General features: G+C 43.7%; 11 protein-coding genes. 8 read left to right on the top strand and 3 right to left on the bottom strand.

What is annotated here, in order from left to right:
• Nucleotides 1-171: 171 nt before the first annotated feature.
• The gene (locus AC1HCU_RS02920) at nucleotides 172-705 is read left to right on the top strand and encodes a hypothetical protein (RefSeq protein ID WP_480368842.1); all 534 of its coding nucleotides are present in this window, start codon (nucleotides 172-174) and stop codon (nucleotides 703-705) included.
• Here AC1HCU_RS02920 and AC1HCU_RS02915 read toward each other — a convergent pair.
• Nucleotides 700-1,956 carry a glycoside hydrolase family 97 N-terminal domain-containing protein gene (locus AC1HCU_RS02915; protein WP_480368839.1) on the bottom strand — a complete coding sequence of 419 codons (1,257 nt, stop codon included), beginning with the start codon at nucleotides 1,954-1,956 and terminating at the stop codon, nucleotides 700-702. The genes AC1HCU_RS02920 and AC1HCU_RS02915 overlap by 6 nt on opposite strands.
• Before the next feature lie 359 nt (nucleotides 1,957-2,315).
• Here AC1HCU_RS02915 and AC1HCU_RS02910 point away from each other — a divergent pair, with 359 nt between their 5' ends.
• From AC1HCU_RS02910 to xylE, 3 genes are all read left to right on the top strand, one after another.
• On the top strand, nucleotides 2,316-3,788 hold the full coding sequence (locus AC1HCU_RS02910; protein ID WP_480368837.1) for a xylulokinase: 1,473 nt from the start codon (nucleotides 2,316-2,318) through the stop codon (nucleotides 3,786-3,788).
• Nucleotides 3,789-3,824: 36 nt separating this feature from the next.
• Nucleotides 3,825-5,156, top strand: a complete 1,332-nt coding sequence (gene xylA / locus AC1HCU_RS02905; protein WP_480368834.1) for a xylose isomerase — start codon at nucleotides 3,825-3,827, stop codon at nucleotides 5,154-5,156.
• A gap of 76 nt (nucleotides 5,157-5,232) precedes the next feature.
• Nucleotides 5,233-6,621, top strand: a complete 1,389-nt coding sequence (xylE, locus tag AC1HCU_RS02900) for a D-xylose transporter XylE (RefSeq protein ID WP_480368831.1) — start codon at nucleotides 5,233-5,235, stop codon at nucleotides 6,619-6,621.
• 23 nt (nucleotides 6,622-6,644) lie between these two features.
• On the opposite strand, the gene AC1HCU_RS02895 is transcribed toward xylE, so the two are convergent.
• Nucleotides 6,645-7,871: an MFS transporter gene (locus AC1HCU_RS02895; RefSeq protein WP_480368828.1), complete on the bottom strand. Its 1,227-nt coding sequence runs from the start codon at nucleotides 7,869-7,871 to the stop codon at nucleotides 6,645-6,647.
• A gap of 434 nt (nucleotides 7,872-8,305) precedes the next feature.
• Between AC1HCU_RS02895 and AC1HCU_RS02890 the strand changes: the two genes are divergently transcribed.
• Nucleotides 8,306-11,533 (top strand): SusC/RagA family TonB-linked outer membrane protein, encoded by a 3,228-nt coding sequence (locus AC1HCU_RS02890; protein WP_480368825.1) that lies wholly within the window; start codon nucleotides 8,306-8,308, stop codon nucleotides 11,531-11,533.
• A gap of 108 nt (nucleotides 11,534-11,641) precedes the next feature.
• On the opposite strand, the gene AC1HCU_RS02885 is transcribed toward AC1HCU_RS02890, so the two are convergent.
• Nucleotides 11,642-12,793 (bottom strand): integrase core domain-containing protein, encoded by a 1,152-nt coding sequence (locus AC1HCU_RS02885; protein ID WP_480366261.1) that lies wholly within the window; start codon nucleotides 12,791-12,793, stop codon nucleotides 11,642-11,644.
• A 162-nt stretch (nucleotides 12,794-12,955) separates the two neighbouring features.
• Between AC1HCU_RS02885 and AC1HCU_RS02880 the strand changes: the two genes are divergently transcribed.
• From AC1HCU_RS02880 to AC1HCU_RS02870, 3 genes are all read left to right on the top strand, one after another.
• Nucleotides 12,956-15,016 carry a RagB/SusD family nutrient uptake outer membrane protein gene (locus tag AC1HCU_RS02880; RefSeq protein ID WP_480368823.1) on the top strand — a complete coding sequence of 687 codons (2,061 nt, stop codon included), beginning with the start codon at nucleotides 12,956-12,958 and terminating at the stop codon, nucleotides 15,014-15,016.
• 25 nt (nucleotides 15,017-15,041) lie between these two features.
• Nucleotides 15,042-15,845 (top strand): DUF3823 domain-containing protein, encoded by an 804-nt coding sequence (locus AC1HCU_RS02875; RefSeq protein ID WP_480368820.1) that lies wholly within the window; start codon nucleotides 15,042-15,044, stop codon nucleotides 15,843-15,845.
• A 170-nt stretch (nucleotides 15,846-16,015) separates the two neighbouring features.
• The gene (locus tag AC1HCU_RS02870; protein ID WP_480368817.1) at nucleotides 16,016-17,047 is read left to right on the top strand and encodes a glycoside hydrolase family 71/99 protein; all 1,032 of its coding nucleotides are present in this window, start codon (nucleotides 16,016-16,018) and stop codon (nucleotides 17,045-17,047) included.

Genomic DNA, 17,047 nt, shown 5'->3' with positions numbered 1-17,047 from the left:
GCATGTTTGTGGGTCGTAAAAAAAATGTTGTATACTGATATAAGAAATCGCTTCGTAAACCCGCACGACGCCATACCATCGAACGTTAGCGTCAAGCGACGGACAGCGCAGCGGGACAAAGAAAAAGAGGAATTTAACGTTAAACGAAATATTACATAGATAGAAAAACGTATGAACAGAAATTTATTGATATTATTTGGATTGTTGTTTCCTTTGTCTTTGTATGCTCAAGAAACGCACTTAATTACAGAGAAAAAAATAAACCAATACTATGTTGAAGATACATTGTATACTCAAATAGACTTTTCTTTTACTAATATATCAACCAATAATTATGTTTTATGGATTGAAAAGGATAGTGTAAGTTCTCTATCAGAAAGCGAAAGAATAAGAAATTATTTCTTTAAAAGAAAAGGAGATTTCTCGTTAATGGGGCTAATTTGGGACGGAAACGTTGGGAATTTTGTCCCCGGATTATTTCTTACTTTTATGAAAATTATTAAGCCGAAAGAACAATTTGTAGTGTCAATTATAGCAAGAGGCAATGTGAATGATAAATCAGAAAAGATTAGTTTGCTAGAAAAACAAATACAAATTGTCGATGCTGACAAAATTAGAGGATTTACCGTTGATGTTATGAGTGAGTTTTTTAATTATAAAGCCAATAATATAAATGTATTATATGAATGGTTTAACCTGCTATAAGATAAAAGGAACGCCAGCCGCTAACAAGCGATTTGCCAAAAGCGGGGCAGTACGCCCACAGGAAGTTCTATCGGACTTGTAAGCGTTCGCGTCCGTGCAGACATTAGAGGAAGCCTCGCCTTCGCCAAGCCGCCGTCCGTTAGCGAGCATTATAAAAACCAAACTACATGAAATATTTAGCATTAGATGTTGAAACCGCAAATGCAGATTCTGTTTTACGGATTTATTATCGTATCCCGCATCCAACGTAACATATTCAATGTGGTACTTTGCTGCAAAATCAATGTAGTATTTATAGAAATCGAAATTCAAATGACCCGGACCCGACGGCATGGATACCCCCTCCAGAATACCATCATGCCACCACTCCCAGGCGCTTTTGCCGGGTTTAATCCACGCCGTGTTGGTAAACTGTTGGGGTTTGGCCAACTTAAAGATCAATTCATTATTCAATAAATCCTTATCGTGAGCGGAGACAACAACGACTCTCCATGGATAAGAGCGATTGCCGGAAGTTTTTGCCAGATAATCATAGCGCGCTGTCACTCTCTGATAAGCATATATATTGGTAGGGTCAGTGACTGTTTTGGGATATTGCGCCCATTTTCCCCGGACACCGTTCGTTCCGTGAGGCTGAATATACATCCCGGGATAATCGGTTTGGTCAGATTCGGCTACTACGACGCGAATTCCTTTTTCGGGATATGAAAACAGGACGGGAGTAATCGCAAATTTTGCGGTGTCAATACTTTGAATAGAAACGTAGGACTGATACGTGCGTTCCCATGATCTCATGAGCGCATCCGCTTCCGGAAACCATACCGATGGCGAGCCGGAAAAGTTAAAATTTGCCTCTTCCGATTTTACAATAACCGGACCTTCTAGTTCAGTCTTAAACCTGTAAGCGACGCCTTCGTCATACGCTCTGGCAATCAATGAATAGCCTTCATTAAAATGAATGGACAACTCCCGACAGGTATTATCCAGCGATTTGCTCTTGCCATACAATCGCTGGATCGTCTCTTGGACATTTTTGGTCTCAACATTCCTGATCGTTGCATTCTTCCCGATCATTCTCCCATCTCCCAATGTAATGGATATTTTCGATGGCAGGATCAGCGCATTGTCTCTATAAAAAACTTCGTACACTATATCTTCGGAAATATTCACCCGAATTTTCAAAGCCCCGTCGGGTGAGGTAATCTCATATTTTTCTTGCATCTCATTGGCGGGCAATAGGAATGCAAGCATCAGGCAACATATCAGAGAGATTGCTTTCAACAGGTTTTCATTTAACGTGACTTTGATTCCGCTTTATTTTCGACCATAAAGTTAAAGAAATTTATTTTATGATGGGCGAGGTTTCTAAAGAATATGACAACTGTAAAACTATTCGATTAATTTTTTGATAACAATGACGATTCAATAATTTTCATTAATTTTGCGATAATCGGCAAAACGATGGGGATACTTTGGAAACTCAGGTCTCAGCATTATCCATTAGAAAAACTTATTGAATTAACTATAAAAATAAAAAACCTGACACAGTTTAATTTACACAATCATGTAATTTTCCTGATTTCAGGCTTAATCTTAAAAAAATAAGTGATATGTACTTATTAGGTTACGATATAGGTAGCTCTTCCGTGAAAGCTGCGCTGGTCGAGGTGGAGACCGGAAAAACAACAGCATCCGACTATTTTCCAAAAGTAGAAATGTCCATGCACGCCGCACAGCCCGGATGGGCGGAACAGGATCCCGAGATGTGGTGGTCGAATTTAAAGCTTGCCCACGCTTCTGTACTCGAAAAATCGAAAGTGGACCCGCAGGACATAAAAGCCATCGGCATCTCATGGCAGATGCACGGTTTGGTGATGGTGGACAAGGAGAAAAAGGTTCTCCGTCCCTCGATCATCTGGTGTGACAGCCGTGCCGTCCCGTATGGCGAGAAAGCCTTTCATACCCTTGGAGAAGAGAGGGTATTAAAACACCTGCTCAACTCGCCCGGCAACTTCACTGCAGCAAAACTGGCCTGGGTGAAGGAGAATGAGCCCGAACTCTACGAACGGATTTACAGGATCATGCTTCCCGGCGATTATATAGCAATGAGGCTGACCGATGAAATATCGGTGACGGTAGAAGGGCTCTCCGAAGGAATATTCTGGGATTTTAAAGAGAACCGCATCTCTCGGGAGGTCCTCGACTACTTTGGCTTCGACCGGGAGATACTTCCCGAAACGACCGCTGTTTTCGGAATACAGGGCAGGGTGACTGCCGCCGCCGCAAGGGAGCTGGGACTACAGCCGGGAACACCCGTCAGCTACCGTGCAGGGGATCAGCCCAACAACGCGGCCTCGCTCAACGTGTTTAACCCCGGAGAGATTGCCTCCACTGCAGGCACTTCGGGGGTGGTGTATGGGGTGCTTGATGAGGTGAAGCATGACCCTTTGTCGAGGGTAAACATTTTTGCCCATGTCAACCACAAACCCGATCAGACGCGGTTGGGCGTACTGCTCTGCATAAACGGCACCGGCATTCTGAATTCATGGATGAAGAAAAACATGGTCCCCTCCGGCATGACTTATGACGAGATGAACGCACTTGCGGCACAATCTCCCACGGGCGCAAAAGGGATCTCGGTGATCCCGTTCGGCAACGGTGCGGAACGTGTACTGGAAAACCGGAATGTGGATTGTTCCTTCCGGGGAATCAACTTCAATATTCACAACCTGTCCGACATGCTTCGCGCAGCCCAGGAAGGCATTGTCTTCTCCTTTCAGTACGGAATGGAGATCATGCAGGGGATGGGCATGGACATCCATGTGATACGGGCGGGAAATGCCAATATGTTCCTCAGCCCCCTGTTTCGTGAAACTTTGGCAAACATCAGCGGGGCCGTGATTGAGCTGTTCGATACGGACGGGGCGGCAGGTGCTGCGAAAGCGGCCGGCATGGGTGCCGGAATATATGCATCGAATATGGAAGCATTCTCCTCATTAAAGAAAATCATGACCGTAGAACCCGACCCTGCACAGAGCGCACAATATCATGATGCGTACCAGCGTTGGAAATCATTCATATAGTACAGTAAAAGATAAAATAATAGAATTTATAAACTCATGGAAACCAAGAACAATGTAAAAGAATATTTTCCCGGAATAGGGAAGATCAAATTTGAAGGCAAGGAAAGTACCAATCCTTTGGCATTCCGCTACTATGACCCGGAAAAGATGGTTTACGGTCGTAAGATGAAAGAGTGGTTCAAATTTGCAATGGCATACTGGCACACCCTTTGCGCAGAATCCAGCGATCCTTTTGGAGCAGAGAGCAAGGATTTCGACTGGAATAACGGGGACAATGTGATTGAAAGAGCCAAAAAGAAAGTCGATGCCGGCTTTGAATTTATGCAGAAGATCGGAATTGAATATTTCTGCTTTCACGATGTGGACCTGGTGGATGCGGGAGATTCTCTGGAGGAGTATGAGCGCAACCTCAAAACCATCGTGGCCTATGTAAAGCAAAAAATGGCAGATACCGGTATCAAGCTGCTCTGGGGCACCGCCAACGTGTTCGGCCACAAGCGCTACATGAACGGGGCCGCCACCAATCCCGACTTCGACAGTGTGGCCTTTGCCGCCACGCAGATAAAGAATGCCCTGGATGCAACCATCGCACTGGGGGGCGAAAATTATGTCTTCTGGGGAGGACGTGAAGGATATATGACCCTGCTCAACACCGACATGAAGCGGGAGAAGGAGCACCTGGCCATGATGCTGGGCAAGGCACGCGACTATGCAAGATCGAAAGGTTTCAAAGGTACATTCTTCATCGAGCCCAAGCCGATGGAGCCCACCAAGCATCAATACGACTACGACGCGGAGACTGTGATAGGATTCCTGCGTGCCCACGGCCTCGACAAGGATTTCAAACTGAATATCGAAGTTAATCATGCCACGCTGGCCGGCCATACCTTTGAACATGACCTGCAGTGTGCGGCGGATGCAGGAATGCTGGGCTCCATCGACGCCAACCGGGGCGACTACCAGAACGGATGGGATACCGACCAGTTCCCGGTGAACGTGTATGAATTGACTCAGGCAATGCTTGTGATTCTTGAAGGAGGAGGACTGCAGGGCGGTGGTACCAATTTCGACGCCAAGACCCGCAGGAACTCCACCGACATGGAGGACATCTTTATCGCCCATATCTCGGGCATGGATGCGTTTGCACGTGCACTGGAGGCGGCAGCCGCCATTCTGGAGAAATCGCCCTATCTCAAAATGAGAAAGGAAAGATATGCCTCCTTCGACAGCGGCAAGGGGAAGGCTTTCGAAAACGGGGAACTCTCGCTGGAAGATATGCGCGAATATGCACTGGCATTGGGTAAGGAACCTGCACAGACCAGCGGAAAGCAGGAGTTGTACGAGGCGATGCTGAATATGTATATTTAATACGTTCACGACTCATTGTCCCCCCTATGCAAAAAGAATGTCATCCGGTTTGTTTCATTCGCTTAATTAAATTAAAATGAATTCTGGTAAAAAAAACAATTCCTATATTTTTGCAATCACGTTTGTCGCCACACTGGGCGGACTGCTCTTTGGATATGACACCGCGGTAATCTCGGGAGCGGAACAGTCGCTGGAGGCTTACCTGATTGTACCCCTCGGATTAAATTCACTTGTGCATGGAGCTACGGTCTCCAGCGCGCTGATAGGATGCATCATTGGCGGTGCGATCTCCGGATGGCTCTCCACCCGTTTGGGAAGAAAAAGGACCCTGCAGGTTGCTTCCGTACTCTTTTTCATCTCTGCCCTGGGATCCGGCTTTCCGGAAACATTCTTTTTTACAAAAAATGAACCCTCCATCGCCTTGCTCGCCATGTTCAACTTTTACCGTATTCTCGGAGGTGTTGGTGTGGGACTGGCATCGGCAGTGAGTCCGATGTATATCAGTGAGATCGCTCCTGCGGATATAAGAGGCAGACTGGTTTCCCTAAACCAGTTTGCCATCATCCTGGGGATGCTGGTCGTCTATTTCGTGAACTGGGGAATAGCAAACGGACAGACCATAGAGTGGATCAACAGCATGGGATGGAGGTATATGTTTGTTTCGGAAGCGATCCCTGCAGCCCTGTTTGGGATATTGCTGCTTTTCGTGCCTGAGACACCCCGGTACCTTGCGCTGGTACACGAAGACGGAAAAGCATTGTCGGTACTTGCAAGGATTAATGGCAGCAAGGAAAAGGCACACGGTATTCTCATGGAAATCAAGGAAACGGTGGGTGAAACACTGCGCACCGGTATCTTTACTTACGGAAAGAAAGTAATCATCATCGGCATCCTCTTGTCTGTCTTCCAGCAGTTTGTCGGCATCAACGTGGTATTGTATTATGCACCGAGGATTTTCGAGAACCTGGGCGCGGCCAAAGACGCCTCCCTGCTTCAAACCATCGTGATGGGATTTGTTAACGTCGTTTTTACAGTGGTAGCCATATTTACGGTAGATAAATGGGGAAGGAGACCTCTGCTGATTACCGGATCCATTGGTATGGCAATAGGGATGTTTGCCATCTCCACGCTCTCGTTCAACAACATAATAGGGATGAGCACCCTGATATTCATTATCATTTATACCGCTGCCTTCATGATGTCATGGGGACCTATTTGCTGGGTACTGATATCTGAAATATTTCCAAACAAAATAAGAGGAAAGGCGGTGGCAATTGCGGTGGCATTCCAATGGATTGCAAACTACCTGATTTCATCCACATTCCCGTTCATGGTGGGATTCAGTGCATGGATGACCTACGGTTTTTATGGATTGATGTCTCTGCTTTCCGCACTGTTTGTCTGGAAAATGGTGCCGGAAACCAAAGGAAAATCGCTGGAACAGATGGAGCATCTTTTTAAATAACTGCACCCCGGAATGTAATTCCTTCAGTGCCGGTATGACTTGGGACGTTTAAAAAGTAATAAAGCGATTATTACCAGGATGATGGAGAGTAACCCTCCGTATAAAAATGAGCGTGCAGGAAAAGTTGTTCCCAGATATCCGGCAACCGGATAGGCGATAAACCACCACAGGTGTGAGAAAGCAAAGTGCGAACCATACACATTCGCCTGATCCCTGGCTGCAATATTTTCTCCAATCAACGTTTCCGACGGTAAATCGGCAAGTGTCTGGCCGATACCCGCAAGTACCCATAGTACAAGTAAGCCATTGAATGATACGAAATTTGCAAAAAGTACAGAAAGTCCAACAAGCAATGCTCCACTGACAAGTGAAAAACTACGGGTTTTGGATTTGTCCAGGCTGCCAAGCAGAAAAGCGGTAGTCGCGCCGCCCACGCCAAACAATGCCATAACCAGTCCATAATGACTGTCTTTCAATTGCATTGTGGTCTTTATGAGTGCCACCGTATTTACCAAAACGAGTGCACCTGCGATGGCAGCCACAAATTCCATACTCAACGCAAAACGTAGAATGCTGTTTCCGAAAAGCAGTTGAATCCCTTTTGCCACGTTGTTCCAACCTGATTTGAAATTAATTTTGTTTGTGATAATTCCGGTTTGGAGTGATGCGGATGGAATGGAAATGATCACGGTAATTCCAAGGGACAACATGACCGCACTGACAAAGAAAAGTTGCTTTACTCCCAGCCAAAGGGCAAAAATACCGGCCAGTGCCGGTCCAAAGACACTTAACAGCTGAAATACCGCCATCGACAATCCATTGGCTTCGCGGTATTCACTTCTGTCGACTATCTGCGGAATGATCGCCCTGTATGTGGGAGTGTAAAATGCGGCACCCATGTTCAGTAGAAATATCAGTACAAGCAATTGCCATTCGGCGGTCACAAAAGGCAACAATACAACAATTGCCATTCTGAAACCTTGTGTGATCCACAAAATATTTTTCCGTGCAAAACTTTCGGAAACTGCACCGGAAAACGGCGAAAACAGGATATATGCCAACACCCGCATTGTAAGTGCCGAGGCCAAAATAGCGGATGCACGCCTGGGATTTAATTCATACGAAATCAAAGCAAGCCCCAACCAAGTGAAAGCGTCGCCCACAAGACTGGCAAGCTGTGATGTGAAAAGTTTGGCAAAAGTCCTGTTCTTGAATATCCTGAAAGGATCGACGATCAACTTCGTCATCATCTGTTTCATCGTTTTTTCCTTCTATTTTTATATTTCAGCGATCAGCGAAGTCATTTAAACAGGATTAGCCTGTGGTGATAAACAAAAATAAATATTTTTTTCGAAACGGCAATAGATTGCCTGTTCTCCAGTCACCTGATGCCCGCATTCTCCGATGCTTCACTCATATCATTCTGTTATCCCCCTGACACCACTCTATCATCACCCTGTCACCATATAAGGGATACCGGACCAAAATAAGCCCCGAATACGATATTATTGAATTTTACGTTAAATTATTCGCATAATTTAAATCTTATAGATATATTTGCTTAAGAAATTTGGAATTATTTTATTATTAACCCATAAAATGGATTGCCTATGATATAAAAGCCCATAAAAAACAAATCATTTTTTTAAATATTCCACAATATTAATTTAATAATTGCAAATGTATGATTAAAAACGATTTAAGGGATAACCACTTTACCCAAAAAAACATCTATAAACATTTTTTGTTGATTATGCGAACGGCATTGTTACTTTTATTTATCAATGTTCTATGCTCTGTAGCCAATAACTCGGATAATTTATCCGGAGAAATCTCTTCTCTTACTATTCAGCAGCAGAAAAAACAAATAAGAGGTAATGTTACTGATGAAAATGGAGATGCAATTATTGGTGCAAATATTATAGAACGTGGTACAACAAATGGCACCATTACTGATATTGACGGTAACTTCACACTGAGCGTTGCTGAGAACGCAATGATACATATATCTTATATAGGTTATCTGGAACAGGATATTAATACTGCGGGAAAAACCAGCTTTAACATCAAATTAAGGGAAGACACACAGACTTTGCAGGAACTGGTTGTAGTAGGCTACGGTGTACAACAAAAGCAGACGCTGACAGGTGCTGTGTCTGCAATTTCAGCCAGTGACATCATTACGACGAAAAACGAAAACGTGCAGAATATGATCACCGGTAAAATTCCCGGTGTGCGGGTGATGCAAAGAACTGCGGAGCCCGGTGCGTTCAACAATAACTTCGACATACGCGGTATGGGCGCCCCGTTGATTATTATTGACGGTATCCCCAGATCAAATGCCGACTTTCAGAGACTCGACGGAAATGACATTGAGTCCATTTCTGTACTAAAGGACGCTTCTGCAGCCATTTATGGCGTACGCGCTGCTAACGGTGTTGTTTTGGTAACAACCAAGGCGGGCAGGGTGCAGAGTAACGAACTTACTTATAATGGTACTTATACATGGCAGATTCCTTCGGGACTCCCGGCTACCATTGATGCCATCGGTTACATGACATTGCGCAACGAGCTGGCGATGCATAGTCTGAACGAGTCTCAGCCTTTATTCCATGAGGAGGATTTTGAGGCATACAGAAGCGGCGAGAAAAAATCTACCGACTGGTATTCTCATGTTTTCGGCCCTCATGCAATACAAACGATGCATAATTTAAGTGCGACCGGTGGTAACGACCGCATCAGATACTATGCATCTCTTGGTTATCAGTATCAGAATGGTTTTTTCAAGTCCAATGATCTGAACTACCAGAAGTACAACATCAGATCTAATATTACTGCTAAGATTGCCGAAAACCTTACCTTGGACACCAATCTTAGTTTTATTATGGATGAACAAAACCGCCCCTATCAGGATTCATGGTGGATTATTCGCGGTTTCTGGCGTCAGGGGCCCCATATTCCGGTGTATGCCAATAATGATCCAACCAAATTGTATCATGGAGAAATTGAAGGGGATAACCCTGTTTCATTTATGGATAAGGATGTGGTGGGCTTTAGAAAATACAATACCAAATGGATGCAACCCTCTATAAGCCTTACTTATGATATTCCCGGTGTGGAAGGCCTGACTGCAAAAACTTTGCTTAGCTATGATTACTCTATTTTAGATGGTACAGTCTATCAAAAACAATATAATCAGTACAGATACGACGAAACTACTGAAAAATACCAGACATTTTCAAGACAGCGTAATAATCTTAGTCGTGCAAATGACATGAAAAGTCAGTTGCTCACGCAAACTTCATTGAATTATGAGAAAACGTTTGCTGAGTTTCATAAGACAAAGGCGTTGCTGGTTTGGGAAACACAACGCAGAGAAGGGGACAACTTTGAAGGCTCGAGAGACCTGATATTCCAGATGCCTTATCTCTTTGCCGGTTCTTCTTTAAACCAGATTGGCCAGATGTCAACCTCAGACAGCAGATTATATGAATATACCAACCTGGCGCTGGCGGGTAGGTTAAATTACGATTTTGCCGGAAAATATCTGTTCGAATTTCTGTTCAGATACGACGGATCATCAAGATTTTCTGAAAATCAACGTTGGGGATTCTTTCCTGGTGTTTCTGCAGGTTGGGTAATTTCCGAAGAGAATTTCTTCAAAAACTCTATCTTGTCGGATGTCAATCAGTTGAAATTCCGTATTTCGTATGGTGAGGCTGGAGATGACAGTGCGCTTGCTTATCAGTACCTGTCCGGCTACACATACTCTTCCGGTGGTGACAGAAGAAATTTCACCCAGGGATATGTATTAAATGATTCATTCTTTGGTAGTGCTGTAAACAAGGGTATTCCAAATCCTAATTTAACGTGGTTTACTTCCAAAACATTTGACGTGGGTGTGGACTTTACGGCATGGAACGGATTGCTGGGCATTTCGGCAGACTATTTCTCAAGAAGACGTGAAGGGCTGCTGGCAAGAAAAACCGGTGGAATACCTACTGTGGTGGGTGCTGCCCTGCCTGAAGAAAATCTCAATAGTGATCAGACCTACGGTATGGATATGGAAATTTCACACAGAAACAGTGTGAACGAATTTAATTATGGACTGAAAGGCCTGTTCTCTATTACGAGGGTGAAACGTTTGTATGTGGAGTCGGCTCCTTATGGCAGTTCATGGGACAACTGGAAAAACAACCAGAACAACAGAATACAGGGAATGCACACGGGATACAATGTGATCGGACAGTTTGAATCGTGGGAACAAATATGGAACAATCCTACCTATATTGGAAGAGGAACAATTATTGGCGACTTCATCTATGAAGACTGGAACGGTGATGGTGAAATCAATGGTAATGACGAATATCCTATCAGATACAACCAGGTTCCCTGGGTGAACTTCAGTTTAATGGGAGACGCAAGTTATAAGGGATTCGACCTTAACTTCCTGTTCCAGGGTTCCGCACTGGGTTCTGTTGAGTATGGCGAGCAACTTCGCCAGCCTCTCTGGGGTAACTCAAACTCAAGTGCCATGGAGCAGTTCATGGATAGATGGCATCCTGAAGACCCGACCGCTGATCCTTACGATCCGGCAATAAAATGGATCCCCGGCCACTTTGCCTACACTGGAAGTCTTCCTCAAAACAGGTCTTCTTTTAATGTGGAGAACGGAGCTTACCTTCGTTTAAAATCACTGGAACTGGGTTATTCTGTTCCGAAAAGCATGGTGTCAAGAATAGGCGTATCTAACCTGAGAATTTACGCCAACGGATACAACATATTCACTATCACCAAGGTACAGTTTATAGACCCGGAACATCCGGCTGACACCTATGGGTATCTGTATCCTTTGAATAAGACTTTCTCTCTCGGTTTAAATGTTACATGTTACATATCATCACTTCGTTGACAGTTCTAAGTTTCTTAGACGTATCATCACCTCGTTTACAAACCCTATAGGGTTTGGGCCTTCTAAGGAAGGTCATATATCAAGAGATCATTGACATATTGCATATTTTTAAGACAAGGGCATCACAAATTCAAAGTAGTGATAAATCATTTCTTTGTGTTTGACGATCAAAAGATGTTTATCAATTTGGACGATCGCTTCCACATAAGAGTAGACGAGTTTCTCTGACACTTCAAAGGTGCTATTCAAAAGATGAAGCTTCAAGTCACTCCTGATGAATCGGACAAAGATCAGCTGACCTTCTTCGATTACTGGTTTTTTACTCAGGTCTATCCCTCTTTTGAGCTTAGCCAGGTATTTCATCTCTTGGAGCATCTCATTTGGAGATTTGTTGTTTTGCGATGAGTACCTGTGTTCGGCATTGTGAAAGGCTGAGAACTCCATCGCTTTTACCTGCATTTCTTCCAGAGAGGAAAAGTAAGTAGAAAGGAAGTGATTCTGCACTCTTTCATTGAACTTTTCTACAACCCCGTTTCTCCAGGGTTCGGCTGGGGGTATGAAAAGCGGAGTCACGCCATTACTGATAGCCGTCCTTAATAGAAGTCCCAACCCTCTGGGATGCCGGTTGCTACCTCTGAAAGATAACTCGTTATCCATTTGAAGATAGTCCGGCATCTGATACAGGATCCAAAAATCAACCAGACAAGGCACTATAACATTTGCCGATTTATTGGTTATGGGATATACTCCTGCAAGATGGTTATTTTTATCTATAATGGTGAAAATGTAAAACTTAAAACCACCTTTCAGATACCGGGGACCAATCAAGTCCATTTGCTGAACATCATGATAGTGAATCGGATACTCTTTGAAGGTGCCTGTTGAAGTTTTCTTTTTTCTTATCAGATCCTTCTTCTTCAAAACCCTGTTAATGGTTGCGACAGAGGGGGTGGTTATTCCTAACCGTTTCAGTTCGTAGAGAATGCTGATTGCCCCGTTCTGTGAATAAGGATTAGAAGAAAGACGCTTTCTTGCTTCTACAATGGATTGCTCAACATCTAATGGTAAACGTTTCAATTGTACCTTGGGTGCTGTTGACTCATTCTTGTACCAATCGAGAGAGGGGTTGTTCTCATATCTTGAGATCCATTTGTAGACCCATTGGCGGCTTCTCGAGAGGCTTGATGCTATCTTACTGATAGATTCCTTTTTGAGAAACAGATTCACTGCATCTTGTCTTAATTTTTCTTCGCTATCCATAATTTTTTTGATAGCAAAGTATGCAATATTTCAAAGAACACTTTTATTATTTGTCAACGAACTGATGATACAGTTAGACAATTAAATTGTCAACGATCTGATGATACAAAAGTGTCAACGATGTACTGATATTTATCAGTTACATTTTAATAAAGATACATCATGAAATTAAAAAGATATATATACACTCTGTTTTTAATAGGTGGTTTGATTATTTCGTCTTGTTCAGATTATTTGGATGTACCGCCGAAAAATGTGATTACAAACGACGATGTTTTTGCAAATTCTGCGTCTATGACGGTCTATCTGTCAAGAATGTACAGTCAGATGCCCTATGAGGATTTTAAATATTCACCTGCACGACAGTTCTTCGACGACTGGCTGGTTACTCCGGGAACAAATGAAGGTTCTTCTCTTGGAAGAGATGCCGGAGAGGCAATGGTTTCCGAAGGCTGGGCACGTAACGGCGCTTATTGGACAAGAGCTTTTGAGTTGCTTAGAGATGCAAACAGGCTGATTGAAAGTTTACCCAACTATAGTGGCAACTTTGAAGTGGCCGAGTATAACTATTTGATGGGCGAAGGCTATTATACCAGGGCAATTGTATATTATGCACTGGCCAAGCGCTATGGCGGCATGCCTTTGGTTACAAAAATGTTAAATTATCCCGAACAGCCTATTTCGGAATTGGAAGTACCTCGTTCCACAGAGGAGGAAACATGGAATCAGGTATTGGCAGACTTTGACAAGGCAATTCAACTGTTGCCGCCGACCAGCTCGAGAAAAGGTGGTGCCAATAAATTTATTGCGTTGAGTTTCAAATCTGAGGCAATGTTATATGCCGGTTCGATTGCCAAGTATAACAAAATTACAGGTTTTGGGGATAAAACCGGCGTAAGGGTCATTGGATTTGATCCGAATACGGCTGCAGCTGCTTCAAATAAATATTTTACCGAAGCCTACAACGCTGCCAGGGAGGTAATCAATTCAGGAAAATACAGCCTTTATCTGAACAAATGGAGCGCCAACGACAAAAACGCTCAGTACCAGAATATGGTAGACATGTTTTTCGATGCGGGCAGTAAAGAAAACATTCTGATTAAACAATACTCTTTCCCCGACTTAACTCACGGCTTTGATTCATACAACATCCCCCGCCAGCTGATGGGAGGAAATGGCTATTCTGCAGGGAACTGTCCCACACTCGATTTTGTTGAACTATTTGATGGCATTAATAAAAATGCAGATGGGACAATCAAAGTATTTGATGAAAATGGGAAGTACATTTTATTTGATAATATCACAGATATTTTTGCGAATGCAGAACCGCGCTTAAAGGCCAACGTAATGTTGCCGGGCTCTGAATTCAAAGGTGAAACCATTGATATAAGAAGAGGTATTTACACGGGTAGCGTAGCCGGCGGAATTAATCCGCTGAGGGTTGTAAACGGAGGAGCACCCGATTATTCTATCTCCGGCCCATCGAACTACAATCAGGTAGATGCATACACAGCCAAAGGCAATTATAGCACGAAACAACTGTTTTTGTCGAGAGACGGCTCCAACCACGAAGTGGTAAAACTGCCCAACGGCTCAGATTTAAATGCTGCCGGCAGGAGCGGACCATTTACGGCCGACAGGACAGGTGCTTTTACCGGTTTTGTTATCCGCAAATGGCAGAACCCGAATATGCCTCAGGCTTTGGTATTGGAGGCACGTTCTGAACAGCATTTTATCCTGATGCGCTACGCGGAAGTGCTGCTGAATGCTGCAGAGGCTGCCACGGAGCTAATGATTGCTGGTAAGGCATTGCCTGATGGTGCCAATGCAACAGACCTTGTCAAGGATTATATCGGCCAGATCCGTTTACGCGCAGGAGCCAACGCGATTACGGCAAATGAGGTAACCAGCAGCCAGGATATTCTTAAAATGGTTCGCAAGGAACGCAGAAAAGAATTGGGATTTGAGAATAAAATATTGTGGGATATCAGACGCTGGAGAACCCAGCACTCAGACCCTCTGAATGGTTCAACTCAGGCGGATGGGGCTTGGTATAGAGGTTTATATCCATTCTATTCCACTGTGGCGGATGCGTACTTCTTTGATGCTGGTTTTGAAGAAGCCAGAAAACGTTTCCGCATTGGAGAACAGGAGTATTATTTCATGATTCCCAGTGGAGAGGTTGCCAAGAGTCCTGTGATTGATCAACAACCTGGTCGTTAATGCTTATAATTTTAAAAGAATGGTTATGAAAAAAATAAGTTACATACTATTAATTGGCTTCATTGCTTTTGTCAGTTCTTGTGAAATAGATAATTATGACTGGCCCGAAGAAACGCTGAAAGGGAGAGTTATCGATGTGGCTACAGGAGATCCGGTACTTACCGACCAGGGGAGTGAGGGAACCCGCATACGCCTGAGGGAGTTAAGCTGGGATAAAACTCCCTCTCCCACCCCATTTGACTTCTGGTGCATGAAAGAGGGTGTTTTTCAAAACACAAAAGTCTTCAAGGGACACTATAATGTACGCATTGACGGTGCTTTTATCCCCCTGCTAAGGATAAACAACAGTGGGGATACCATTGCCGACGAGACAAAGTATATTGACATCAAGGGCGTAACTGAAGTTGAATTCAAGGTACAGCCGTTTCTGAAATTGAAATGGGTGGGTACACCCACTGTGAATCAAGGCAAGATAACTGCCACATTCATTGTAGAAAGAGCCGTCAGCCGTGAAGATTTCAGAGCCAAGATCGAACCAATGGGTAATTATAATGAAAACTTCCTGAATGTGACCGATGTGCGCCTGTTTGTCAGTCAGATGCCCTATGTGGGTTATCGCGAATGGGATAACAGATATTCAGTGGAGAAAGGTTATAGCGGCACCAGTTTTGAAGCTGAGCTTGGTAAACCGGTCACAATTACCACCAATGGTGTGATTCCTGCAGGCAGAACAGTATTTATCAGGGCTGCGGCAAGAATTAACTATGCTACCGAAGGAATAAAGCGTCATAATTACAATGAGGCATTAAGAGTTGAAATCCCGAGGTAATACTCTTTCAAACACTCCAGGGCTATTCCTAAAAATTGGGAATGGCCCTGGTTAATTGTGCTTGTATAATATGAAGAACTATGCAAATACGATATAGATATTTTACATTGCTGCTTCTACCCCTGTTTATTTTTGGAACATTTTGCGAATCGAGTGAAAAAAGTTCGAAGGTGATACCTTCAATTAATGAGAACATCTTTGGTTTTTACTACAACTGGTACGGTAACACCGAATATGACGGTAAAGAGATACACTGGGCACATCAGGTGATTCCTCAGAATAAAAATGAAAGTGCCACTGAGTTTATTCCCGGCAGAGAAAACCTGTCCTCTAACTTCTACCCCGAACTGAAAAATTATAGCAGCAACGATCCCGCTATCGTTGCCAAACATATGAAAATGTATGCCAGGGCGGGTATAGGCGTGGTAGCCGTAACCTGGTGGGGAGATCACTATCAGGGGTCAGGATCTTTAAATACCCTGTTCGATGAAGCCCACAAAAATGGCTTGAAAGTTTGCTTTCATATTGAACCCTACAACGGCCGCTCTCCCCAGTCAGTGAGAAATAACATCAGTAACTTTTTGGATAAATTTGGCCAACATCCCGCATTTTACCGAATTGACGGGAAACCCTTATTCTTTTTATACGATTCCTACCTTATCCCTGCGGCAGAATGGGCCGAACTTTTGAAGCCTGACGGTGTAATAACAATCCGGAACACCAATTTAGATTCTAAAATAATAGGGTTGTGGGTTGGTAAAGGAGAAGAGGATTATTTTCTGCAATCAGGGATGGATGGCTTTTATACATACTTCGCATCAACAGGCTTTACGTATGGTTCAACCCCTTCCAACTGGAACTATTTACAACGATGGGCATCAAGTCATAATCTGATATTTATTCCCAGTGTAGGTCCGGGCTATATAGATACTCGTGTGCGCCCATGGAATGATGCGAATACCAGAGACCGTGAAAATGGAAAATATTATGATAGAATGTTTGATGCAGCATTACAGAGCAATGCAAAGTTTATTGCCATAACATCCTTTAATGAATGGCATGAGGGAACTCAGATTGAACCTGCGGTACCATTTGATATCCCTGAATTTGACTACCTCGATTATAATCCACTTGGTCCCGACTTTTACCTTGAACGTACTGCATATTGGGCGAACAGGTTTGGCAAGCAGCGGAAGCTATGA

Source organism: Proteiniphilum sp. LBM24028, assembly GCF_056629195.1.
Note: the sequence above shows the minus strand (reverse complement) of the source record. Positions and strands in the feature narration are given on the sequence as shown.

Bases quoted from the DNA above. Each gene is read 5' to 3' on its own strand.
- AC1HCU_RS02920 (WP_480368842.1), top strand. From the start codon at position 172: ATGAACAGAAATTTATTGATATTATTTGGATTGTTGTTTCCTTTGTCT.
- AC1HCU_RS02915 (WP_480368839.1), bottom strand. From the start codon at position 1,956: ATGCTTGCATTCCTATTGCCCGCCAATGAGATGCAAGAAAAATATGAG.
- AC1HCU_RS02910 (WP_480368837.1), top strand. From the start codon at position 2,316: ATGTACTTATTAGGTTACGATATAGGTAGCTCTTCCGTGAAAGCTGCG.
- xylA (WP_480368834.1), top strand. From the start codon at position 3,825: ATGGAAACCAAGAACAATGTAAAAGAATATTTTCCCGGAATAGGGAAG.
- xylE (WP_480368831.1), top strand. From the start codon at position 5,233: ATGAATTCTGGTAAAAAAAACAATTCCTATATTTTTGCAATCACGTTT.
- AC1HCU_RS02895 (WP_480368828.1), bottom strand. From the start codon at position 7,871: ATGATGACGAAGTTGATCGTCGATCCTTTCAGGATATTCAAGAACAGG.
- AC1HCU_RS02890 (WP_480368825.1), top strand. From the start codon at position 8,306: ATGATTAAAAACGATTTAAGGGATAACCACTTTACCCAAAAAAACATC.
- AC1HCU_RS02885 (WP_480366261.1), bottom strand. From the start codon at position 12,793: ATGGATAGCGAAGAAAAATTAAGACAAGATGCAGTGAATCTGTTTCTC.
- AC1HCU_RS02880 (WP_480368823.1), top strand. From the start codon at position 12,956: ATGAAATTAAAAAGATATATATACACTCTGTTTTTAATAGGTGGTTTG.
- AC1HCU_RS02875 (WP_480368820.1), top strand. From the start codon at position 15,042: ATGAAAAAAATAAGTTACATACTATTAATTGGCTTCATTGCTTTTGTC.